Source organism: Kumtagia sp., from assembly GCF_059502445.1.
This window is the reverse complement of sequence record NZ_JCACER010000083.1, coordinates 197700-215891: the sequence shown is the minus strand read 5'-3', so window position 1 is coordinate 215891 and position 18192 is coordinate 197700. Positions and strand designations below refer to the sequence as shown.

Below are 18192 nucleotides of genomic sequence, written 5' to 3'. Positions count from 1 at the left end.
CTGACGGGCTGGCCGGACGTGCGGTCAACTTCGCCCGAACTGCGCGCGCTCGAAGAAGAGCACGATCACCAGGGCGAAGGCCAGCGGGACGATGAGATAGAAGAGGCGGAAGACCAATAGCGCCGCCAGCACCGCGACCGGGTCCATCTGCGACAGACCGGCCAGGAAAACGATCTCCAGCACGCCCAGTCCGCCCGGTGCGTGCGAGATCAGCGCCGCCGAGAAGGAGACGACGAAGACGCCGAGCACTACCAGGAAGCCCGGATTTCCGACTTCCGGCAGCGCGAAATAGATGATGCCGGCCGCGCCGATCAGCTCGACGGGCGCGATCAGCAGCTGGCGCGCCACGATCGGCAGGCGGGGATAATGGATGGCGAACTTGCCGAGCTTGAGCGGGCGGAGCCGCAGCCAGCTGCCGAAGACGTAGAGCGCCACTAGCAGCAGGATGACGAAGCCGGAGAGGCGTGTCGCCGAGACCGGCAGGAAGTCGAGGAAGTTGTCGAAGACCTGCGGCTCGATGATCAGCAGGAAGGCGGTGAGCATCACGGCGCCGAGGGCGAAGGTGAAGGAGCAGAGCGCGACGAGCACGCCCACTTCCTGCGCCGACAGGCCCTGCGAGGCATAGGCGCGATAGCGGATCACCGCGCCGGACAGCACCGATCCGCCGATGTTGTGCGACAGCGCGTAGGTTGTGAACGAGCACAGTGTGATGAAGCCGAACGGCACCCTGCGGCCGAGATGGGTGAGCGCGATGTGGTCGTAGCCGGCGAGCGCCGCATAGGCCAGCGCCGAACTGGCGGCGGCCAGCAGCCAGCGATGCGCCGGGATGGCCGCGAGGCTGTCGCCGAGGTCCTCGAGCGATATGCCCCTCAGCTCGTTGTAGAGCAGCCATATCGAGAAAGCGACGGCGCACAAGCCGACCATCGGCCAGAAATAGGTCTTCAGTTTGGTCACGTGGCGATCACCGGATCGTTCATCCGCCTCCGTTCGTCTGCTCATGCCGGGATCGCCGAAGGATAGGACGGCCGGACAGGCGCCCGCAAGTTGCGGCGACAATCGGATCGGGCCCCCTTGGTGATCCCCATGGGCGCTGGTATGGTCATTGCAACGCAAAGTATAGGGCCCGCAGCGACATCCTTCAGCGCGGCGCCGGAAGGAAAACTAGGTGGAAGACCCTGAAGCCGGCGCCGCGGCGCGCGGAGGCGGGGTGTCCGAAAGCCGATGGGCGCGAAACGGCGCCCGTGGTGGAAAGTCGCGGCGACGCCCGAAAGGCGCGGTCTCCCGGCCCGATACCGCCCTGTCGGGGCAGGCGAACGGCGCTCCCGAAATTGCCGGGAAAGGCAAGAAGAAGCGCAAGCGCCGGCGCGGGCGCAAGGTCTTTGCCGCCGATGCCGCGCGCATTCAAAATGTCGTGTCCGTGCCCGGTCCGGCGATGCCGGTCGTCCCCGAGGTGCCGCGGACGGCGCCGCTGCCTGCGCCTGCGCCCCTTCGCAACGGCTGGGACAAGGGCGCGGCCGCTGATCCGATTCGCGACGAGGCGCTGTTTGCCGCGCTCGACCTCGGCACCAACAATTGCCGCCTGCTGGTGGCGGTGCCGACCCGGCCCGGCCAGTTCCGCGTGGTCGACGCCTATTCCCGCATCGTCAGGCTGGGCGAGGGGCTTTCGACGACCGGCCGTCTCGGCGAAGCGGCGATGGATCGCGCCATCGAGGCGCTGAAGGTCTGCGGCGACAAGCTCAGGGCCCGCTCGCCGCTGCGTACCAGGCTGGTCGCGACCGAGGCCTGCCGGTCGGCGGGAAACGGGCGCGAGTTCCTCGAGCGCGTCCGCCGCGAGGCGGGTATCGAGCTGGAGATCATCGACCGCAGAACCGAGGCCCGGCTCGCCGTCTCCGGCTGCGGGTCGCTGGTCGAGCGCGACACCGACGCCGTGGTGCTGTTCGATATCGGCGGCGGCTCCTCCGAGATCGCGCTGATCGACGTGTCGCGCCACCGCACGCCGCGGCTTGCCAACCATATCGTGTCATGGACCTCGCTGCCGGTCGGCGTGGTCTCGCTGGCCGAGCGTTATGGCGGGCGCGACGTGTCGCAGGCCGTCTTCGCCGCGATGGTGGCGCATGTCACGGGGCTGATCGAGGCTTTCGAGGGCCGCCACAAGATCGCCCACCTCGCCAAGGGTTCGCGCTTCCATCTGCTCGGCACGTCGGGAACGGTGACGACGCTGGCGGGTGTCCATCTCGGCCTCGAGCGCTACGACCGCCGCCGCGTCGACGGCCTGTGGCTCGACAACGACAATGTCGAGCGCATGGTCGCGACGCTGCTCGGCTGGGATTTCGACCAGCGCGTCGCCAATCCGTGCATCGGCGCCGACCGCGCCGACCTTGTGCTGGCCGGCTGCGCCATCCTGGAGGCGATCCGCGCGCATTGGCCGTCGGAGCGGCTTCGGGTCGCAGACCGCGGTCTGCGCGAGGGCATATTGAGCGAGCTGATGGCCGACGAGGGCGTCTGGCGCAGGCGGCCCGGGGGCATCAGGCCATGAAGGACAAGGCTGGAAAGCCCGGTGCCGGGCGTGTGCTCAGGACGCGGATCAAGAAGAAGAGCGGGCTGAAGGAATCGTCGCGCCGCTGGCTCGAGCGCCACATGAACGATCCCTATGTGCAGCGCTCCAAGGCCGAGGGTTTTCGCTCGCGCGCCGCCTACAAGCTGATCGAGATCGACGACCGGCACAAGCTGCTGAAGCCCGGCCAGCGGGTGATCGACCTCGGCGCGGCGCCCGGCGGCTGGTGTCAGGTGGCGGCGACGCGCACGCGCTCGACCGACGAGCGGCCGCTGGTGGTCGGCATCGATTATCTGGAGATGGACCCGATCCCGGCCGTCGTGCTGCTCAAGATGGATTTCCTCGAAGACGAGGCGCCGGCGCGGCTGGTCGAGGCGCTCGGCGGCGATCCGGACGTCGTGCTCTCCGACATGGCCGCCCCGACCACCGGCCACCGGCGCACCGACCATCTGCGCACCATGCATCTGTGCGAGGTGGCGGCCGATTTCGCCATCTCCGTGCTGAAGCCCGGCGGGCATTTTCTGGCGAAAACCTTCCAGGGCGGCACGGAGGCCGAGCTGCTTACCCGGCTGAAGCAGCATTTCCGCTCCGTCAGCCACGTCAAGCCGCCGGCCTCGCGCGACGAATCGGTGGAGCTGTATCTGCTCGCCCGCGACTTCAAGGGGCGCTGAGCGGCAGCCTACCGCGACGCCGGCGTGTCCTCGCCTGTGTCGCGCAGCCGGTGACCGGACACGGTCTGTCCGGCGTCGGACGGGAGCCTCAGATAGGACAGCGCCGAAAGCGCGGTGATCGCCGCGACGATCAGGAAGGCGATCGAGAAGGCGGACGGCCCGAGCGGCTCGCCGGTCGCGTGGGTGTAGACCTCGAGGATACCGCCGCCGACGGCGACGCCGAGCGCGGCGGTGATCTGCTGGAACACCGAGGCGATCGCGGTCGCCTGGCTCGCCTGCTTGTCGTCGATGTCGGCGAACACCAGCGCGTTCGAGGCGGTGAAGAACAGCGAGCGCAGGAAGCCGGCGCCGATCAGCACGACGATGATCACGGCTGCCGGCGTCTGCGCCGAAAACAGGGCGTTGAAGCCGATGAACAGCGCCGACAGCAGCGCCGCCGCGATCAGCACCGTGCGGAAGCCGCCCAGCCGGAGCGCGGTCGTCGCCAGGAATTTCATGCCGATGGCGCCGAAGGCCGAGGCGAAGGTGAGCATGCCGGACTGGAACGGCGTCATGCCGAAGCCGAGCTGGAACATCAGCGGCAGCAGGAACGGCACGGCGCCGTTGCCGATGCGGAAGATCGAGCCGCCGGCGACCGCCGCGCGGAAGCCGCTGTTGGCGAACAGCCTGAGATCGAGGATCGGAAACGGCGCGCGGCGGGCGTGGCGCAAATAGAGCAGCGTGGTGGCGACGCCCATCACGAGCGTGACGGCACCGACGATCGGCGGCAGCGCCGGCAGGCTGACCACCGACAGGCCGAAGACCACGCCGGAGGCGGCGAGGCCCGACAGCACGAAGCCGGTCACGTCGAGGGGAGGGGTGCCGGCAAGCTCGACGTCCGGCAGGAACCTGCCGGCGAGCCAGATGCCGGCAAGCCCGATCGGAACGTTGATCAGGAAGATCCAGTGCCAGGAGAGATAGGTGGTGATGAAGCCGCCGACAGGCGGGCCGACCAGCGGCCCGACCAGGCCCGGCACGGTGAGCCAGGCCATGGCGCCGACCAGGTCGCGGCGCGGCGTTGCCCTGACCAGCACCAGCCGGGCAAGCGGCGTCATCATCGCCCCGCCCAGCCCTTGCAGCGAGCGGGCGGCGACGAAGGCGAGCAGCGATCCCGACACCGCGCAGGCGATCGAGCCGACCACGAACACGCCGATGGCGATGCGGAAGACGCGCTTGGCGCCGAAACGGTCGCCCATCCAGCCGCTGATCGGGATGAAGACGGCGAGCGACACGAGATAGGCGGTGAGCGCCAGCTTCAGCGCGATCGGGCTGGTGCCGATGTCGGCGGCGATCGCCGGCAGCGACGTCGCGATCACCGTGGAATCCATGTTCTCCATGAACAGGGCGACCGCGAGGATCAGCGGAACGGTGCGTTGCAACTTCGTGGTCCGGTCGGTTGCGGGAGTCCGGGTGATCGGAAATCGATGGCAGGCGCAATCGCATTTAGCGCGCCGACCGGCAAGCACAACCGGGCCAGCGCCGGCCAATCCGCCGCGCCAGCGCTCACAGGGTTGTGACTCGGGTGTCGGGAAGCCGTCGCATACAAATGTCGTTGTCGCCGGACGGGAGGCAGAAGGAGAGAGCGATGCATATCGACCGCAGGACAGCCCTCGGGCTCGGTGCGGCGGGGGCGGCCGTCTTGGCATTCCCGCAGATCATGGTGCGCGCCGCGCAGGCCGACGTCCCCAAGCCCGATGTCGGCAATCCCGGCTTCAACCGCTTCACGCTGGGCGAGTTCGAGGTGACGACCATCCTCGACGGGCTGCGGCCGGGCGAGGGGCCGCATCCGGTGTTCGGCCAGAACCAGCCGGCCGAGACCGTCGCGGCGCTGATGCAGGCCAATCTGCTGCCGGCCGACCGCATGGTGAACGGCTTCACCCCGACCTTGGTCAACACGGGTGCGGAACTGATCCTGTTCGACACCGGCCTCGGCGCCGGCGGGCGCGAGAACGGGCTGGGGCAGCTCGCGGCGCGCCTGGCCGCTTCCGGCTACAAGCCCGAGGATGTCTCCATCGTTGTCGTCACCCACATGCATGGCGACCATATCGGCGGGCTGATGGAGAACGGCGCCCCGGCCTTCGCCAATGCGCGCTACGTCATGGGCCAGGCCGAGTTCGATTTCTGGACCGCGCCTGAGCGCATGTCCGGCCCGACCGAGGGCAACGCCAAGGCGGTCGCGGCCAATGTGAAGCCGCTGGCGGAGAAGGCCACCTTCGTCGGCGACGGCGGCGAGGTCGTGCCCGGCATACGGGCGGTCGCCGCGTTCGGCCACACGCCGGGCCATCTGATCTTCAGGCTGGACTCGTCGGGCAAGTCGCTGGTGCTGACCGCCGACACGGCCAACCACTATGTCGCCTCGCTGCAGCAGCCGGACTGGCACGTGCGTTTCGACGCCGACAAGGACATGGCCGCGGCGACGCGCCGAAAGGTCTTCGACATGATCGCGACCGACCGGCTGCCCTTCATCGGCTACCACATGCCGTTCCCGGCGGTCGGTTATGTCGAGAAGATCGATACGGGCTATCGCTACGTGCCGGAGACCTATCAGCTGGAGCTGTAGGACCGGCCCCGCGCAACGGTTCAGCCTGCGTTTGCAGCAGGCTGGACCGACAGGACTACGCCGCCGCCTGGATCGTCACCGGCACGCCCCTGCGCAGGGAATGGGCGACCGTGCAGACCTCCTTCGCCCGGTCGACGACCTGCTGCGGATCGGAGCCGTCGCGCGTCTCGCAGGAGACGGTCATCGTCGCCGACGTCGCGATGAGCGGACTTCCCTGCATCTCGACGGTGACGCTGACGGCGATGCCGCCGAGTTCGACGCCCATCTCGGCCGAGACGTAGCGCAGGTCGTTGCAGAAGCAGCCGCCGATGGCCAGCGCCAGGAGTTGCGCCCCGTTAAAGCCCAGCCCCATTCCGCCGGCCTTTCCTTCCGGCCGGTCGACGACGATCGTATGGCCGCCGGCCCAGCCCATGGCCGCCTGCGTGCCCTCGACATTGCGCAGTTCCACCGTCGCCGAGACCATGTTTGTTGCCCTCCGACTCCGGACCGTCCGGCGCCCGCCGGCGGCGGGTCGCTCGAATGCCGTCAGCGCCGCCACGACCCGTGCGGCAGCTCGACCGCGCGTTCGGCCCTGGACAGTGCATCGCGCAGCCCGGCCTTGTCGAGCGGTATGCAGTAGGCGGGCTTGGCGCGCTCGAAGCGCCAGCTTTCGGCAAGCGTGCCGGCGTCGACCGTGTCGAAGCCGAACTGCTCGTGCAGCCGCGCGACGACCTGTTTGGATGCGCCGTCGTCCCCCGCGATCGGCAGGGCGCGGCGTCCGGAAAAGCCGGGCGGCGCGGCGGGGTCGTCCAGATCCCCGGCGAGGATGGCGTTGAAGGCCTTGACCACTTTCGCCCGCGGAAAATGACCGGCGACCATGGAACTGGTGGTCGTGCGGAATTCGTCCAGGGCGGCGATCCGGCCATCGCGGTCGGGGTAGTAGTTGTTGGTGTCGATCACCACCTGGCCCGCCAGCAGGGCTGGGTCGAGGTCGAAGACGTTCTTGAACGGGATGGTGAGCACGGTCACGTCGCCGAACGTCGCTGCTTCCATGGCCGTACCGGCCTCGCAGCCGATCGAGCCGACGACTTCCGCCAATGTTTCCGGACCGCGCGAGTTGCTCAGCATCACCTCGTGTTCGGAGGCAACCGCAAGCCTGGCCAGGGCCCTGCCGATATTGCCGGCTCCGATGATCCCGATCCTCATGGCTTCCTCCGTCCTCGCGGTGGGCGGCGGCAACCGCCGCCTCACCCGGCCTGCCGGCGCATCAGGCCGGATCCGGCGGCCGCTCGTTCACCTGTTCCTTCGAGAACCCTGCCATCGAAGCGTAGCCCCGCACGACCGCCTCGCGCTCCTGCCGCGTGGCCACCGCCTCGATGTCGTCGAACCCGTCCGGCGCGCGCGCCTCGATCAGGTCGATCACGCGTTCCGGCCCGCCTTTGCGATTGGCAAGGACGATCTCGGCGGTCGGCGGGCGGCGCTCGGCGTCGTAGGCTGCGAGTGCGTCCTCGATCCGGGCTCCCGCGCCCAGATGCATCGCAAGGCTTTTCGCGTCGAGGATGGCCTGGCTGGCGCCGTTGGAGCCGACGGGATACATCGGATGGGCGGCGTCGCCCAGCAGGGTGACATGTCCGAACGACCAGCGGGCCAGCGGTTCGCGATCGCAGCAGGGATATTCGTAGACGGCATCCGTCGCCCGGATCAGTTCGGCCGGCTCGACGAAGTCGAGCCGAAACCGGTCGGCGACCAGCGCAAGCACTTCCTCGACGACAGCCCTGCGGCTCCAATCCTCGCGCCGGGAAGGTGAGGCATGGTTTTCCCCCGTCCGGGCCATGACCGCCCAGTTGGTGAGCCGCATGTCCGGACGAGCGGGGTCCGATTTGATAGGGTAATAGACGAACTTGGCGTGGTTGCCGCCGGCGATCACCATCGTGCGCCCGTCGCGCCAGGTCGGCCACTCCGTGGCGCCTCGCCACAACATGATGCCGTTCCAGATCGGCGGCCCTTCGTCCGGCTGTAGCGCCGAGCGGACGGCCGAATGTATTCCGTCGGCGCCGATCAGCAGATCGCCGTCGGCCCGTCCTTGCGTTCCGTCGGCCCGCTCGAACCGGACGGAGACACCGTCCCGCTGTTCGAAGCCGGTGATCCGGCATCCCATGTGAATGGCGCCGATCCCCAGCCGGCCGACGGCGGCGCGATGGATCAGGCCGAGCAGCATGCCGCGGTGGATGCTGATCTGGGGCACATCGTATCCGGCGTCGACGCCGCGCAGTTCCTGCCACACAATCTGGCCGAGCCTGTTGGCGTAGATGAGCTCGCGCGTTCTCACTCCCTGCGCGTCGAGGTCGGGCATCAATCCCAGCTCGGCCAGCTCCTTGACGGCGTGCGGCAGCATGTTGATGCCGACACCCAGCTCGCGTACGGCGTCGGCGCGCTCGAAGATCTCGACGTCGATTCCTGCCCTGTGCAGGAAGAGTGCGGCAGTGAGACCGCCAATACCGGCGCCTGCGATCAGCGCTTTCATGACTACCGTCCATCCCTCTCGGTCCGCCGGCAGGCGGTGATCCGCGGCTTTGCCTTGCCCCCGGAGGCATGTGCCAACTCGCACAACGTAACGCGTTCAGGCGTCATGACAACCGGAAGCAGGCGCTCGGTGGGAAATCCGGTGTCGCCGCGCCTTCCATCCGCGCGATCTCTCACCGGGCGCGAAAAGAAAAACGCCGGCCGCCTTGGGGCAAGCGGCCGGCGTGTCGCGCAGATCGATCAGCCTCGTCGGTCAGAAATTGTACCAGGCGTGAGTGATCTGCTCGAGAAAAGGTAGGGAAAGGAGGGTGAGCGGCGCTCGGCTTCAGGGGCAGCGGAGGGCTCGATCGTCGTGCCCGGTGGCTGGGCCTTCAGCGTCGCAGGCAGGTGCCGCCGGAGCAGGCGGGTCCTCCCCGGCATTCCGCCGGGACTTTTGTGTGGAACCACGCCATTCGCACCCCCCTTTTCATCATCTCGGGTCGAGGCGAAGCCGGGCATCCGCAGGCGCCCGCATGCGTGACGCGACTTACCTCGAAGCACAAATCGCGCGCTTGGCAGCGCGCTGCTTTGGGCCTGAAACCGATCTGTCCGAGACCTATCGAAACGCGATGCGGCCGTCTGCGTCCATTTTTGACAGGCCCGGTCCGGCCAGGGCTGTCGCGCGGCGGGCATGATAGGGCGATCGCGGCCGCTCAGATATCTCCTGCGCCGGCAGGATTTTATGCCGGGCTGGTGGCGGCTCCGGCAAAGGCGCCGTCGAGGATGACGAGCTTGCGCGCATGCACGCGGGCATATTCCTGGTAAAGGACGCGCGAGATCCAGATCGGCGAGCGGCCCCGCCGTCCCGTCCAGCCGATTCCGCCGATCGATTCCGCCGACGCGAGGATGCGGCTGGCATGGGCACGGGACAGGCCGAAGGACTGCGCCAGATGGGAGATCGCGCTCACATCCGTCACGAACCTGTCCCGTGCCGGCCCGGCATCCGGATCGATCCCGATGATCAGCCGGTCCATCAGCAGGCCTCCCGCATCGGCCCAGGCGAAGATCCTGTAGCGGGGGCCGGGGAGGCGCACGTCGGGACTCGAGAGCAGGGCCTCCGCCATGACGGGCTGGACGAGCGCGACCATGCTTTCCGGGTCGGCGAGGAAGCGCTCGGTCCTGTTTCCGCCATGGATCAGGTCGATCGCCCGGAAATGCATGACGTACCAATGGATCAGCAGCGACAGGGTCGCGGGCGTGGGCACGACCAGCGCCGCGCGGCCGTCGGCATCGTCTGCCGGCCGGACGACCTCGTATTTCAGCGCTTCGTCGAAGAAGGCATGCGCCGTGTTGCGGCTGGCTATGCCGTGTCGAAGCGCCAGATTGCCGAAGGCCCGCCGCGTCAGGCCGGGCTCTCCGGAATGCGCCGCCGGGAAATGGAGGGCCAGCGCCGCATGGCACAGGAGCCAGCGCTGCCGTGTCGCGAACAGCGCGGCGGCCCGGGGCGACGCTTCGTGCACCTTGATGAAGCTGCCCGCCAGGAGCCGCAGCGCGTGCGGGAATGACTTCATCCGGAGCAAGGTGTCCGCGGGATCGTCCGGCGATGTGGAGGCCCCATCGGAGACAGGCTGCGGGGGTTCTGACAAATCGACGGGTTTTTCCAACGACGAGCGCCCTCGAAATCGCCTCCAACGTCTCCTTACGCAACGTCACGGCCTGAACGTTTCGCCCTTACAGGAACCGGAAACGCTTGTCTTCTCCTCCTCGATCAATCCTGCGTGGCCTTGTCTTCCCAAGGTCGCCGGTTCGTGGTACCAGCCAGCGCCAATCCTGAAAGGGAAGTCGAGAGTCGGCGCCGGCCAGAAGGCCTCAGCGCCCGCTCCACGTTTTGAGGTGAGGCAATGGCGCAGATCATCGAAACCGCAACCGGGGCACTCGCCCTGACGTTCGACGACGTGCTGCTGCAGCCCGGGCATTCGGAAGTGCTGCCGGGCGAGACCGACATCCGCACCCGCATCGCCGGCGACATCGACTTGAACATCCCGATCCTGTCGGCGGCGATGGACACCGTGACCGAGGCGCGGCTGGCGATCGCCATGGCGCAGGCGGGCGGCATCGGCGTCATCCACCGCAATTTTTCGCCGGCCGAGCAGGCCGAGCAGGTGCGGCAGGTGAAAAAATTCGAATCCGGCATGGTGGTCAACCCGGTTACCATCGGGCCGGACGCGACGCTGGCGGACGCGCAGGCGCTGATGCGCGCCCACGGCATCTCCGGCATCCCGGTCGTCGAGGGCGGCGGCACGGGCGGGCACAAGGTCGGCCGGCTGGTCGGCATCCTCACCAACCGCGACGTGCGCTTCGCCACCGATCCGGCCCAGAAGGTTTTTGAGCTGATGACCCGCGACAAGCTGATCACGGTGAAGGAGACCGTCGATCAGACCGAGGCCAAGCGGCTGCTGCACCACCACCGCATCGAGAAGCTGCTGGTCGTCGACGGCGCCGGCAACTGCGTCGGCCTGATCACCGTCAAGGACATCGAGAAGTCGCAGCTCAATCCCAACGCGACCAAGGACGCGCAGGGCCGGCTGCGCGCCGCCGCGGCGACGAGCGTCGGGGAAGACGGCTTCGAGCGCGCCGAGCGGCTGATCGACGCCGGTGTCGATCTGCTCGTCATCGACACCGCGCACGGTCATTCGCAGCGCGTGCTCGACGCGGTGACGCGGGCCAAGAAGATCTCCAACTCGGTGCGCATCATGGCCGGCAATGTCGCCACCGCCGCCGGCGCGCAGGCGTTGATCGACGCCGGCGCCGACGCGGTGAAGGTCGGCATCGGCCCGGGCTCGATCTGCACCACCCGCATCGTGGCGGGCGTCGGCGTGCCGCAATTGTCGGCGATCATGTCGGCGGTGGAGACGGCGCAGAAGTCGGGCGTGACGGTGGTCGCCGACGGCGGCATCAAATATTCCGGCGATCTCGCCAAGGCGCTGGCCGCAGGCGCCGGGGCCGCCATGATCGGCTCGCTGCTTGCCGGCACCGACGAGAGTCCGGGCGAGGTCTATCTCTACCAGGGCCGCTCCTTCAAGGCCTATCGCGGCATGGGTTCTGTCGGCGCCATGGCGCGCGGCTCGGCCGACCGCTACTTCCAGGCGGAGGTGCGCGACACGCTCAAGCTCGTGCCGGAAGGCATCGAGGGGCAGGTGCCCTACAAGGGCCCGGCCTCGGGCGTGCTCCACCAGCTCGCCGGCGGCCTGAGGGCGGCGATGGGCTATGTCGGCGCGCGCACGCTGGCCGAGCTGCAGACGCGCGCCACCTTCGTGCGCATCACCAATGCCGGCCTGCGCGAGAGCCACGCCCACGACGTGACGATCACGCGCGAGAGCCCGAATTATTCGGGCGGGATGTGATCAAACCGCTGGCAGTCAGATCTTCGCCTGCTTCAGGACCTCGTTGATCCGGTTCTGCCAACCTTTTCCGGTGGCCTTGAACTTCTCGATGACGTCGGGGTCGAGGCGGATGGAAATCTGCCGTCGGGGGCTGGCGACAGGTGGCCGGCCCCGCGCCCGCTTGATGCTCTCGTAGAGGTCGGGGTGGACTTCCGCGAAGGGTTTGAACCTGCTGAGTTCCTCGTCTGTGCGCGGGCGTTCCAGTTCCGGGTCCGGTCCGATGAGTTCGCCCGTCTTGTCGTCGACCCACCAGCCATCGGCATCCTGATGAATTCCGCCGGCCGCGATCAGCGCTTTCATCCGCTCGTCATATACCTTCCATCGCCGACGCATCTCGGCGTCGTCCTCGGCGGAATCTCCAAGGTCCCCGGTCACAAAGCTGGGCCACTGCTTAGTCATTGGATCGGCTTCTTTCCCTATAGCTCGCCCGCCGCATCGAGATCACGGAATGGCTTCCGTTCCAAGCGGACGAAAGACTACGGCGATCAAGGCCGAACCGTCGATTCGTCCGATGGCGAGCTGGCGATCGTGCTGCGTCCGCGTCACGCGGGCCGACAGGAAGAACTCAATCGAAAGATCGGCGAAGTCAAAGCCATGCTTGGCGAGATTAACCTACCTCTTTGGTTCGTCCCAAATGATCCGCACAATTTAATGTATCACTTTTAAAGTGATTTTCAACAGATGCGGCGGCGGCAGCGTTGGCCGGCAGCCCAAGCGCGGCGGAACTATTCCGCCAGCTCGAACACCGTGACCCTGCGCCGGTCGAATTTCAGCCCGATCTCGCCGCGCACCAGCTTCGCCGCGACCTCGCCGAACACGGCGCGCCGCCAGCCATGCATGGCCGGAACGTCGGCTTCCTCGCCTTCGGCGGCGATGCGGTCGATGTCGTCGCTGGAGGCGAGCACCTTTGCGGCGACGCCTTCCTTTTCCGCCACCTGGCGCAGCAGCACCTTGAGAAGCTCGGCCGCGGCGCTGGAGCCTTCCGGCGCCTGCACGGACCTGGGCAGCCGCGGCATCTCCTCCTTGGGGATCGCCAGCGCGGTATTGACCACCTGCAGGAGGGCGGTCGCCGTCGCCGAGCGCTCCCAGCCCTTGGGGATGGTGCGCAGGCGCGACAGCCCCGCCGCGTCGCGCGGCTGCTGCTGGGCGACCTCGTAGATGGCGTCGTCCTTGATGACGCGACCGCGCGGCACGTTCTTGTCGCGCGCCTCGCGCTCGCGCCAGGCGGCGACGGCCTGCAGCACGGCGAGCTCCTGCGGCTTGCGCACGCGCATCTTCAGCCGCTTCCAGGCGTCCTCCGGATCTGGATCGTAGGTCTCGCGCGAGGTCAGCACGTCCATCTCCTCGGTCACCCAGTGGGCGCGCCTCTCGCGCTCCAGCTCGGCGGCGAGGTGGCGGTAGACCTCGATGAGATGGGTGACGTCGGCAAGCGCGTAGGCGAGCTGCTTGTCGGAGAGCGGGCGATGGCGCCAGTCGGTGAAGCGCGAGGACTTGTCGATCTGCTCGCCGGTGATCCTCTGCACGAGCTGGTCGTAGGAGACGCTGTCGCCGAAGCCGCACACCATCGCCGCCACCTGCGTGTCGAAGATCGGGTGCGGGATCAGGTCGCCGAGATGGTGGATGATCTCGATGTCCTGGCGCGCGGCGTGGAAGACCTTGGTGACCGCCTCGTTCGCCATCAGGGCGAAGAAGGAGGCGAGGTCGATGCCCGGCGCCAGCGGATCGACCAGCGCCTCAACGCCCGGCGCCGCCATCTGGATCAGGCAGAGTTCCGGCCAGTAGGTCGTCTCGCGGATGAATTCGGTGTCGATGGTGATGAAGTCCGACTTCGCCAGCGCGGCGACGACGGAATCGAGCTCGGGGGTTGTCGTAATGACGTGCATCAAAAAATGTCTTTGGTGATCGCAGTATCCCGGCTTCTTCCCAGCCGGAGCGGATTTCGTCAAGGGCGGCTTTGTGCCGATGGCTATTTGCCGCCCTTCTTGCGCCCGTTATTGCCGGCCTGGCGCGTCAGGCGGGCGAAGATGGTCGAGGTGCGCAGCAGCGCGGTGAAGCGGCCGCGCCGCTCGGCAGGCACGCCCGATCGCGCGCCCATGCGATAGAGGATGAGGACGAGGAATATGGCGTAGACCGCGGCGATGAAGCCGAACAGCGCTCCGGGACCGAAGCGCTCCATGGCGAAGGAGGCGGAGAAGGGCCCGCCTATGGCGCCGAAGGAGTAGAACAGCATCAGCGCCGCGTTGACCAGCACGAACTCGCCCGGCCCGGCGCGGTCGTTGGCATGCGCCGCCGACAGCGAATAGAGCGGCATGGCGAAGGAGCCGAAGACGAAGACCAGCATGAAGTTCGCCGCGGTGCCGGCGCCCGACAGCACGGCGAGCGCGATCGCGGTGACCAGCGCCCCCGCCGTCGTCACCAGCAGCACCATGCGCCGGTCCCAGCGGTCCGACAGGTAGCCGAGCGGATACTGGATGACGGCGCCGCCGATGATGCCGACGCTGACGAAGGTGACGACGTCGGCAACCGACATGCCGATCTCTTCCGCATACACCGGCGACAGGGTGCGGAACGCGCTGTTGGTGACGCCGACGGCGATGCAGCCGATGCAGCCGAGCGGCGAGATGCGGAAGACGCGGCCGAGGTCGAGCTTGACGTCCTCCGGCGCCGTCGGGTTGGAGCGGTCGCCGAGCGACACCGGCACCAGCGACAGCGTGATCATGATCGACATGACCGCGAAGATGGTGAAGCCGCCGGCGCCGAATATCGGGATCAGGAACTGCGCGCCGGTCACCGAGGCGATGTCGACGATGCGGTAGAGCGCCAGCACCCGGGCGCGGTGCTCGTTGGGCGCGCCGGAGTTGAGCCAGCTTTCCATGATGGTGAACAGCCCGGCGAAGCAGAAGCCGGTGGCGAAGCGGATCGCCGACCACATCAGCGGGTCGATGACCAGCACCAGCATCAGCGTGCCGGCCGAGGCGATCGCGGCGAGCGCGGAGAAGGAGCGGACGTGGCCGACCGCCTTCATGATCCGGCCGATCGCCAGGCAGCCGAGCAGGAAGCCGCCGAAATAGGCGGTGCCCATCAAGCCGATCAGCGGCGGCGTAAAACCTTCCTGGGCGCCGCGCAGCGCGATCAGCGTGCCCTGCAGCCCGTTGCCGCCGAGCAGGATACCCGCGGCGATCAGGAGGGGGATGAGCGGGCGGATTGCGGACATGCAGCGCGGCCGTTGCCGGAGTTTGTTCCTCTATAGGGACGGTCGCCGGCGAAGACCATGCGCCAGGGCCGGACAGGGGTGGGCCAATTTGCGTTTCCGCGTCAACTATCTACTATCTGTCACGAATAAGCGTTCCGAAGGATATCGAAATGACGACCGTAAGCGTCGCACTTCCCGGCAAGATGAAAGAATATGTCGACGCCCAGGTCGAAGGCGGCGATTTCGTGGACGCCGGCGACTATCTGCGCGATCTCGTCCGGCGCGAACAGGAGCGGCGGCTGGAGGAGTTGCGCCGAGTCGTGGCGGAGGCCAGGGCCGGCGGCGTAAGTTCGAGAACCACGGACCAGATTTTTGCCGAGGCCGTGGAAATAGCCAAGGCGCGCGGTATCTATCGTGAGTAGGTATCGGCTTCCGAGCGAGCTGATATCGATCTCCTGAACATATTTATCTACGGCGTTGAGAATTTCGGAGAGCGGCAGGCGAAGAGATACAAAGGCGGGCTGGAAGGCTGCTTCGAATTGTTCGCCACGCAGCCTCGGATGGGCCGGTTGGCCGGACAGTTTGGCACGGCGACGCGGCGCCATGCCCATGGCAGTCATGTCATCTTCTATGAGATCGAGGGCGATTCGATACTGATTCTCACGGTGATCGACGGAAGAGCCCTGCACGGCCTCGAACTCTGAAGCCGTGCCTTCCCGCCTTGACAAACCACACCTCCCATGCGCTTTTCCGCGCGAAATTCGGGCCGCATGCGTCGGTCCGGTCAGCAAATCATCGCCGGAAAAGCAGATCATGCACCGCTACCGCAGCCACACCTGCGCACAATTGAGGAAGTCGGAAGTCGGGCAGGCCGTGCGCCTGTCGGGCTGGGTCCATCGCGTCCGCGACCATGGCGGGCTGCTGTTCATCGACCTGCGCGACCATTACGGCATCACCCAGATCGTCGCCGATCCGGATTCGCCGGCTTTCAAGGTGGCCGAGACGGTGCGCGGCGAATGGGTGATCCGCGTCGACGGCGAGGTCAAGGCGCGCACCGCCGAGACCGTCAACAAGACCATGCCGACCGGCGAGATCGAGCTCTATGCCGGCGAGATCGAGGTGCTGTCGGCGGCCAGGGAGCTGCCGCTGCCGGTTTTCGGCGAGCCTGACTATCCGGAAGACATTCGCCTGAAATACCGCTTCCTCGACCTGCGCCGCGAGACGCTGCACAGGAACATCGTGGCGCGCACGAAGATCATCGCCGAGATGCGCAAGCGCATGGGGGAGGAGGGTTTCACGGAATTCTCGACGCCCATCCTGACGGCCTCCTCGCCGGAGGGCGCGCGCGACTTCCTGGTGCCGAGCCGCATCCATCCCGGCAATTTCTACGCCCTGCCGCAGGCGCCGCAGCAATACAAGCAGCTGATCATGGTGTCGGGCTTCGACCGCTACTTCCAGATCGCGCCCTGCTTCCGCGACGAGGACCCGCGCGCCGACCGGCTGCCGGGCGAGTTCTACCAGCTCGACCTGGAGATGAGCTTCGTCGAGCAGGACGACGTGCTCGGCACCATGGAGCCGGTGCTGCGCGGCGTCTTCGAGGCGTTTGCCGAGGGCAAGCCGGTCACCCAAAAGTTCCCGCGCATCGCCTATGACGTCGCCATGCGCAGATACGGCTCCGACAAACCGGACCTGCGCAACCCGATCGTCATGGAAGAGGTCTCCGAGCATTTCCGCGGCTCCGGCTTCAAGGTGTTCGCCGGCATCCTGGCCAACGATCCCAAGGCCGAGGTGTGGGCGATCCCGGCCAAGACCGGCGGCTCCAGGGCCTTCTGCGACCGCATGAACTCCTGGGCGCAGGGCGAGGGCCAGCCGGGTCTGGGCTACATCTTCTGGCGCAAGGAGGGTGACAAGCTCGAGGGCGCCGGCCCGATCGCCAAGAACATCGGCGAGGAGCGCGCGGAAGCGATTCGCCAGCAGCTCGGCCTCGGAGAGGGCGACGCCGCCTTCTTCGTCGCCGGCGACCCGAAGAAATTCGTCTCCTTCGCGGGCGCGGCGCGCACCCGTGCCGGCGAGGAGCTGAACCTCGTCGACCGCGACCGCTTCGAGCTGTGCTGGATCGTCGACTTCCCCTTCTACGAGTGGAACGAGGAGGAGAAGCGCGTCGACTTCGGCCACAACCCGTTCTCCATGCCGCAGGGCGGCATCGACGCGCTGTCGGGACAGGACCCGCTGTCGATCAAGGCGTTCCAGTACGACATGGTCTGCAACGGTTTCGAGATCGCTTCGGGCGGCATCCGCAACCACCTGCCGGAGACGATGGTCAAGGCCTTCGAGATCGTCGGGCTCGACCGCGCGACGGTGGAGGAGCGGTTCGGCGGCCTCTACCGCGCCTTCCAGTATGGCGCGCCGCCGCATGGCGGCATGGCGGCCGGTATCGACCGCATCGTCATGCTTCTGGTCGGCGCCAAGAATCTGCGCGAGGTCACCATGTTCCCGATGAATCAGCAGGCCTACGACCTGCTGATGAGCGCCCCGTCGCCGGCGACCACCACGCAGATGCGCGAGCTGTCGCTGCGCGTCGTGGCGGACAAGAAGCCGGGGTGATTTCGATGCGCGCGGGAGGTGGGAAAAACCTGCCGCGCGTGCTCGTCACCGGCTTCGAGGCCTTTCCGGGCCAGCCGGTCAATCCGACCGAAGCGCTGGTCGGGCGGTTGCGGCAGAACCCGCCCGTGCTCGACGGCATGGCGGCGTTCCGGGCCGAGCTGCTGCCGGTCGACTATGCCGCGATCGGTCCGCGCCTGTCCGTGATCGGACGCCAGTTCAAGCCCGACATCGCCATCCATTTCGGCCTTGCGGCCGGATGCGGCGGGTTTCGGTTGGAACGGCAGGGAAACAACCGCTTTCTCGCCGCGCGGCCGGACAATCTGGGCTTCGCGCCGCCCGACGGTCCGATCTGCGCCGGGCCGGCCATGCTGCCGTCGACCCTGCCGCTACAGGCCATGTACGACGCGCTGGCTGCCGCCGGCCTTCCGGTCGAATGGTCGGACGATGCGGGCGGCTATCTCTGCAACGTCACGCTGACCTTGTCGCTGGCGGCTGCCTGCGCGGATTTTTTGCCGCGCGCCAGCGGCTTCGTGCATGTGCCGCTGGTGGGGGAGAGGTGCGCGCTGACTGAGCGGCAACTCGAACAAGGGCTTGAGATCATGTTGGCGACGGTGCTGCGGCACTGGCCGCCGGCGGGTTGAGCCCGT

The 18192-nt window shown here is 67.5% G+C and carries 16 protein-coding genes and 1 pseudogene; 6 read left to right on the top strand and 11 right to left on the bottom strand.

The annotated features are described in order from the left end of the window. Positions 1–24: 24 nt before the first annotated feature. Complete coding sequence (locus tag AC5JDC_RS22970) at positions 25–924, bottom strand: lysylphosphatidylglycerol synthase domain-containing protein (RefSeq protein ID WP_245428282.1); 900 nt, start codon at positions 922–924, stop codon at positions 25–27. Positions 925–1165: 241 nt separating this feature from the next. Between AC5JDC_RS22970 and AC5JDC_RS22965 the strand changes: the two genes are divergently transcribed. Both AC5JDC_RS22965 and AC5JDC_RS22960 read left to right on the top strand, forming a co-directional pair. Further along, positions 1166–2536 carry a Ppx/GppA phosphatase family protein gene (locus tag AC5JDC_RS22965; protein WP_495844897.1) on the top strand — a complete coding sequence of 457 codons (1371 nt, stop codon included), beginning with the start codon at positions 1166–1168 and terminating at the stop codon, positions 2534–2536. Beyond that, positions 2533–3225, top strand: a complete 693-nt coding sequence (locus tag AC5JDC_RS22960) for an RlmE family RNA methyltransferase (protein WP_495844895.1) — start codon at positions 2533–2535, stop codon at positions 3223–3225. Before AC5JDC_RS22965 ends, AC5JDC_RS22960 begins: the two co-directional genes overlap by 4 nt. An 8-nt stretch (positions 3226–3233) precedes the next feature. Here the strand turns inward: AC5JDC_RS22960 and AC5JDC_RS22955 are convergent, their stop codons facing one another. Continuing rightward, positions 3234–4643 carry an MFS transporter gene (locus AC5JDC_RS22955; protein WP_495844893.1) on the bottom strand — a complete coding sequence of 470 codons (1410 nt, stop codon included), beginning with the start codon at positions 4641–4643 and terminating at the stop codon, positions 3234–3236. Between the two features lie 206 nt (positions 4644–4849). On the opposite strand from AC5JDC_RS22955, the gene AC5JDC_RS22950 reads away from it, so the two are divergent. After that, entirely contained in the window at positions 4850–5824 is a 975-nt protein-coding gene (locus tag AC5JDC_RS22950; protein ID WP_207770943.1) for an MBL fold metallo-hydrolase, read from the top strand. Positions 5825–5879: 55 nt separating this feature from the next. On the opposite strand, the gene AC5JDC_RS22945 is transcribed toward AC5JDC_RS22950, so the two are convergent. From AC5JDC_RS22945 to AC5JDC_RS22930, 4 genes are all read right to left on the bottom strand, one after another. Next, complete coding sequence (locus tag AC5JDC_RS22945; RefSeq protein ID WP_106770341.1) at positions 5880–6287, bottom strand: OsmC family protein; 408 nt, start codon at positions 6285–6287, stop codon at positions 5880–5882. A 62-nt stretch (positions 6288–6349) separates the two neighbouring features. Then, positions 6350–7009 (bottom strand): NADPH-dependent F420 reductase, encoded by a 660-nt coding sequence (locus AC5JDC_RS22940; protein WP_495844890.1) that lies wholly within the window; start codon positions 7007–7009, stop codon positions 6350–6352. A gap of 61 nt (positions 7010–7070) precedes the next feature. Further along, entirely contained in the window at positions 7071–8327 is a 1257-nt protein-coding gene (locus tag AC5JDC_RS22935) for a flavin-dependent oxidoreductase (RefSeq protein ID WP_495844888.1), read from the bottom strand. Between the two features lie 718 nt (positions 8328–9045). Beyond that, entirely contained in the window at positions 9046–9876 is an 831-nt protein-coding gene (locus AC5JDC_RS22930) for a hypothetical protein (RefSeq protein WP_495844886.1), read from the bottom strand. Between the two features lie 330 nt (positions 9877–10206). Here AC5JDC_RS22930 and guaB point away from each other — a divergent pair, with 330 nt between their 5' ends. Beyond that, positions 10207–11709, top strand: coding sequence for an IMP dehydrogenase (gene guaB / locus AC5JDC_RS22925; RefSeq protein ID WP_495844884.1), 1503 nt, complete (start codon positions 10207–10209; stop codon positions 11707–11709). Between the two features lie 15 nt (positions 11710–11724). Here the strand turns inward: guaB and AC5JDC_RS22920 are convergent, their stop codons facing one another. From AC5JDC_RS22920 to AC5JDC_RS22900, 5 genes and pseudogenes are all read right to left on the bottom strand, one after another. After that, positions 11725–12048, bottom strand: a complete 324-nt coding sequence (locus AC5JDC_RS22920) for a BrnA antitoxin family protein (protein ID WP_495844882.1) — start codon at positions 12046–12048, stop codon at positions 11725–11727. A gap of 91 nt (positions 12049–12139) precedes the next feature. Continuing rightward, positions 12140–12393: pseudogene (locus AC5JDC_RS22915) on the bottom strand (BrnT family toxin). Between the two features lie 80 nt (positions 12394–12473). Beyond that, complete coding sequence (gene rnd, locus AC5JDC_RS22910) at positions 12474–13631, bottom strand: ribonuclease D (RefSeq protein ID WP_495844880.1); 1158 nt, start codon at positions 13629–13631, stop codon at positions 12474–12476. An 83-nt stretch (positions 13632–13714) separates the two neighbouring features. Continuing rightward, positions 13715–14962: an MFS transporter gene (locus tag AC5JDC_RS22905; protein WP_495844878.1), complete on the bottom strand. Its 1248-nt coding sequence runs from the start codon at positions 14960–14962 to the stop codon at positions 13715–13717. A 119-nt stretch (positions 14963–15081) separates the two neighbouring features. Continuing rightward, the gene (locus AC5JDC_RS22900; protein WP_495844876.1) at positions 15082–15756 is read right to left on the bottom strand and encodes a hypothetical protein; all 675 of its coding nucleotides are present in this window, start codon (positions 15754–15756) and stop codon (positions 15082–15084) included. On the opposite strand from AC5JDC_RS22900, the gene aspS reads away from it, so the two are divergent. Continuing rightward, positions 15755–17545: an aspartate--tRNA ligase gene (gene aspS, locus AC5JDC_RS22895; protein ID WP_495844874.1), complete on the top strand. Its 1791-nt coding sequence runs from the start codon at positions 15755–15757 to the stop codon at positions 17543–17545. The genes AC5JDC_RS22900 and aspS overlap by 2 nt on opposite strands. A 5-nt stretch (positions 17546–17550) precedes the next feature. Beyond that, positions 17551–18186: a pyroglutamyl-peptidase I gene (locus tag AC5JDC_RS22890; protein WP_495844872.1), complete on the top strand. Its 636-nt coding sequence runs from the start codon at positions 17551–17553 to the stop codon at positions 18184–18186. Positions 18187–18192 lie beyond the last annotated feature (6 nt).

Coding starts and splice junctions, on each gene's coding strand:
- aspS (WP_495844874.1), top strand. CDS start 15,755: ATGCACCGCTACCGCAGCCACACCTGCGCACAATTGAGGAAGTCGGAA.
- AC5JDC_RS22920 (WP_495844882.1), bottom strand. CDS start 12,048: ATGAAAGCGCTGATCGCGGCCGGCGGAATTCATCAGGATGCCGATGGC.
- rnd (WP_495844880.1), bottom strand. CDS start 13,631: ATGCACGTCATTACGACAACCCCCGAGCTCGATTCCGTCGTCGCCGCG.
- AC5JDC_RS22905 (WP_495844878.1), bottom strand. CDS start 14,962: ATGTCCGCAATCCGCCCGCTCATCCCCCTCCTGATCGCCGCGGGTATC.
- AC5JDC_RS22935 (WP_495844888.1), bottom strand. CDS start 8,327: ATGAAAGCGCTGATCGCAGGCGCCGGTATTGGCGGTCTCACTGCCGCA.
- AC5JDC_RS22900 (WP_495844876.1), bottom strand. CDS start 15,756: ATGATCTGCTTTTCCGGCGATGATTTGCTGACCGGACCGACGCATGCG.
- AC5JDC_RS22930 (WP_495844886.1), bottom strand. CDS start 9,876: ATGAAGTCATTCCCGCACGCGCTGCGGCTCCTGGCGGGCAGCTTCATC.
- AC5JDC_RS22890 (WP_495844872.1), top strand. CDS start 17,551: ATGCGCGCGGGAGGTGGGAAAAACCTGCCGCGCGTGCTCGTCACCGGC.
- AC5JDC_RS22945 (WP_106770341.1), bottom strand. CDS start 6,287: ATGGTCTCGGCGACGGTGGAACTGCGCAATGTCGAGGGCACGCAGGCG.
- AC5JDC_RS22940 (WP_495844890.1), bottom strand. CDS start 7,009: ATGAGGATCGGGATCATCGGAGCCGGCAATATCGGCAGGGCCCTGGCC.
- AC5JDC_RS22960 (WP_495844895.1), top strand. CDS start 2,533: ATGAAGGACAAGGCTGGAAAGCCCGGTGCCGGGCGTGTGCTCAGGACG.
- AC5JDC_RS22950 (WP_207770943.1), top strand. CDS start 4,850: ATGCATATCGACCGCAGGACAGCCCTCGGGCTCGGTGCGGCGGGGGCG.
- guaB (WP_495844884.1), top strand. CDS start 10,207: ATGGCGCAGATCATCGAAACCGCAACCGGGGCACTCGCCCTGACGTTC.
- AC5JDC_RS22970 (WP_245428282.1), bottom strand. CDS start 924: ATGGTCGGCTTGTGCGCCGTCGCTTTCTCGATATGGCTGCTCTACAAC.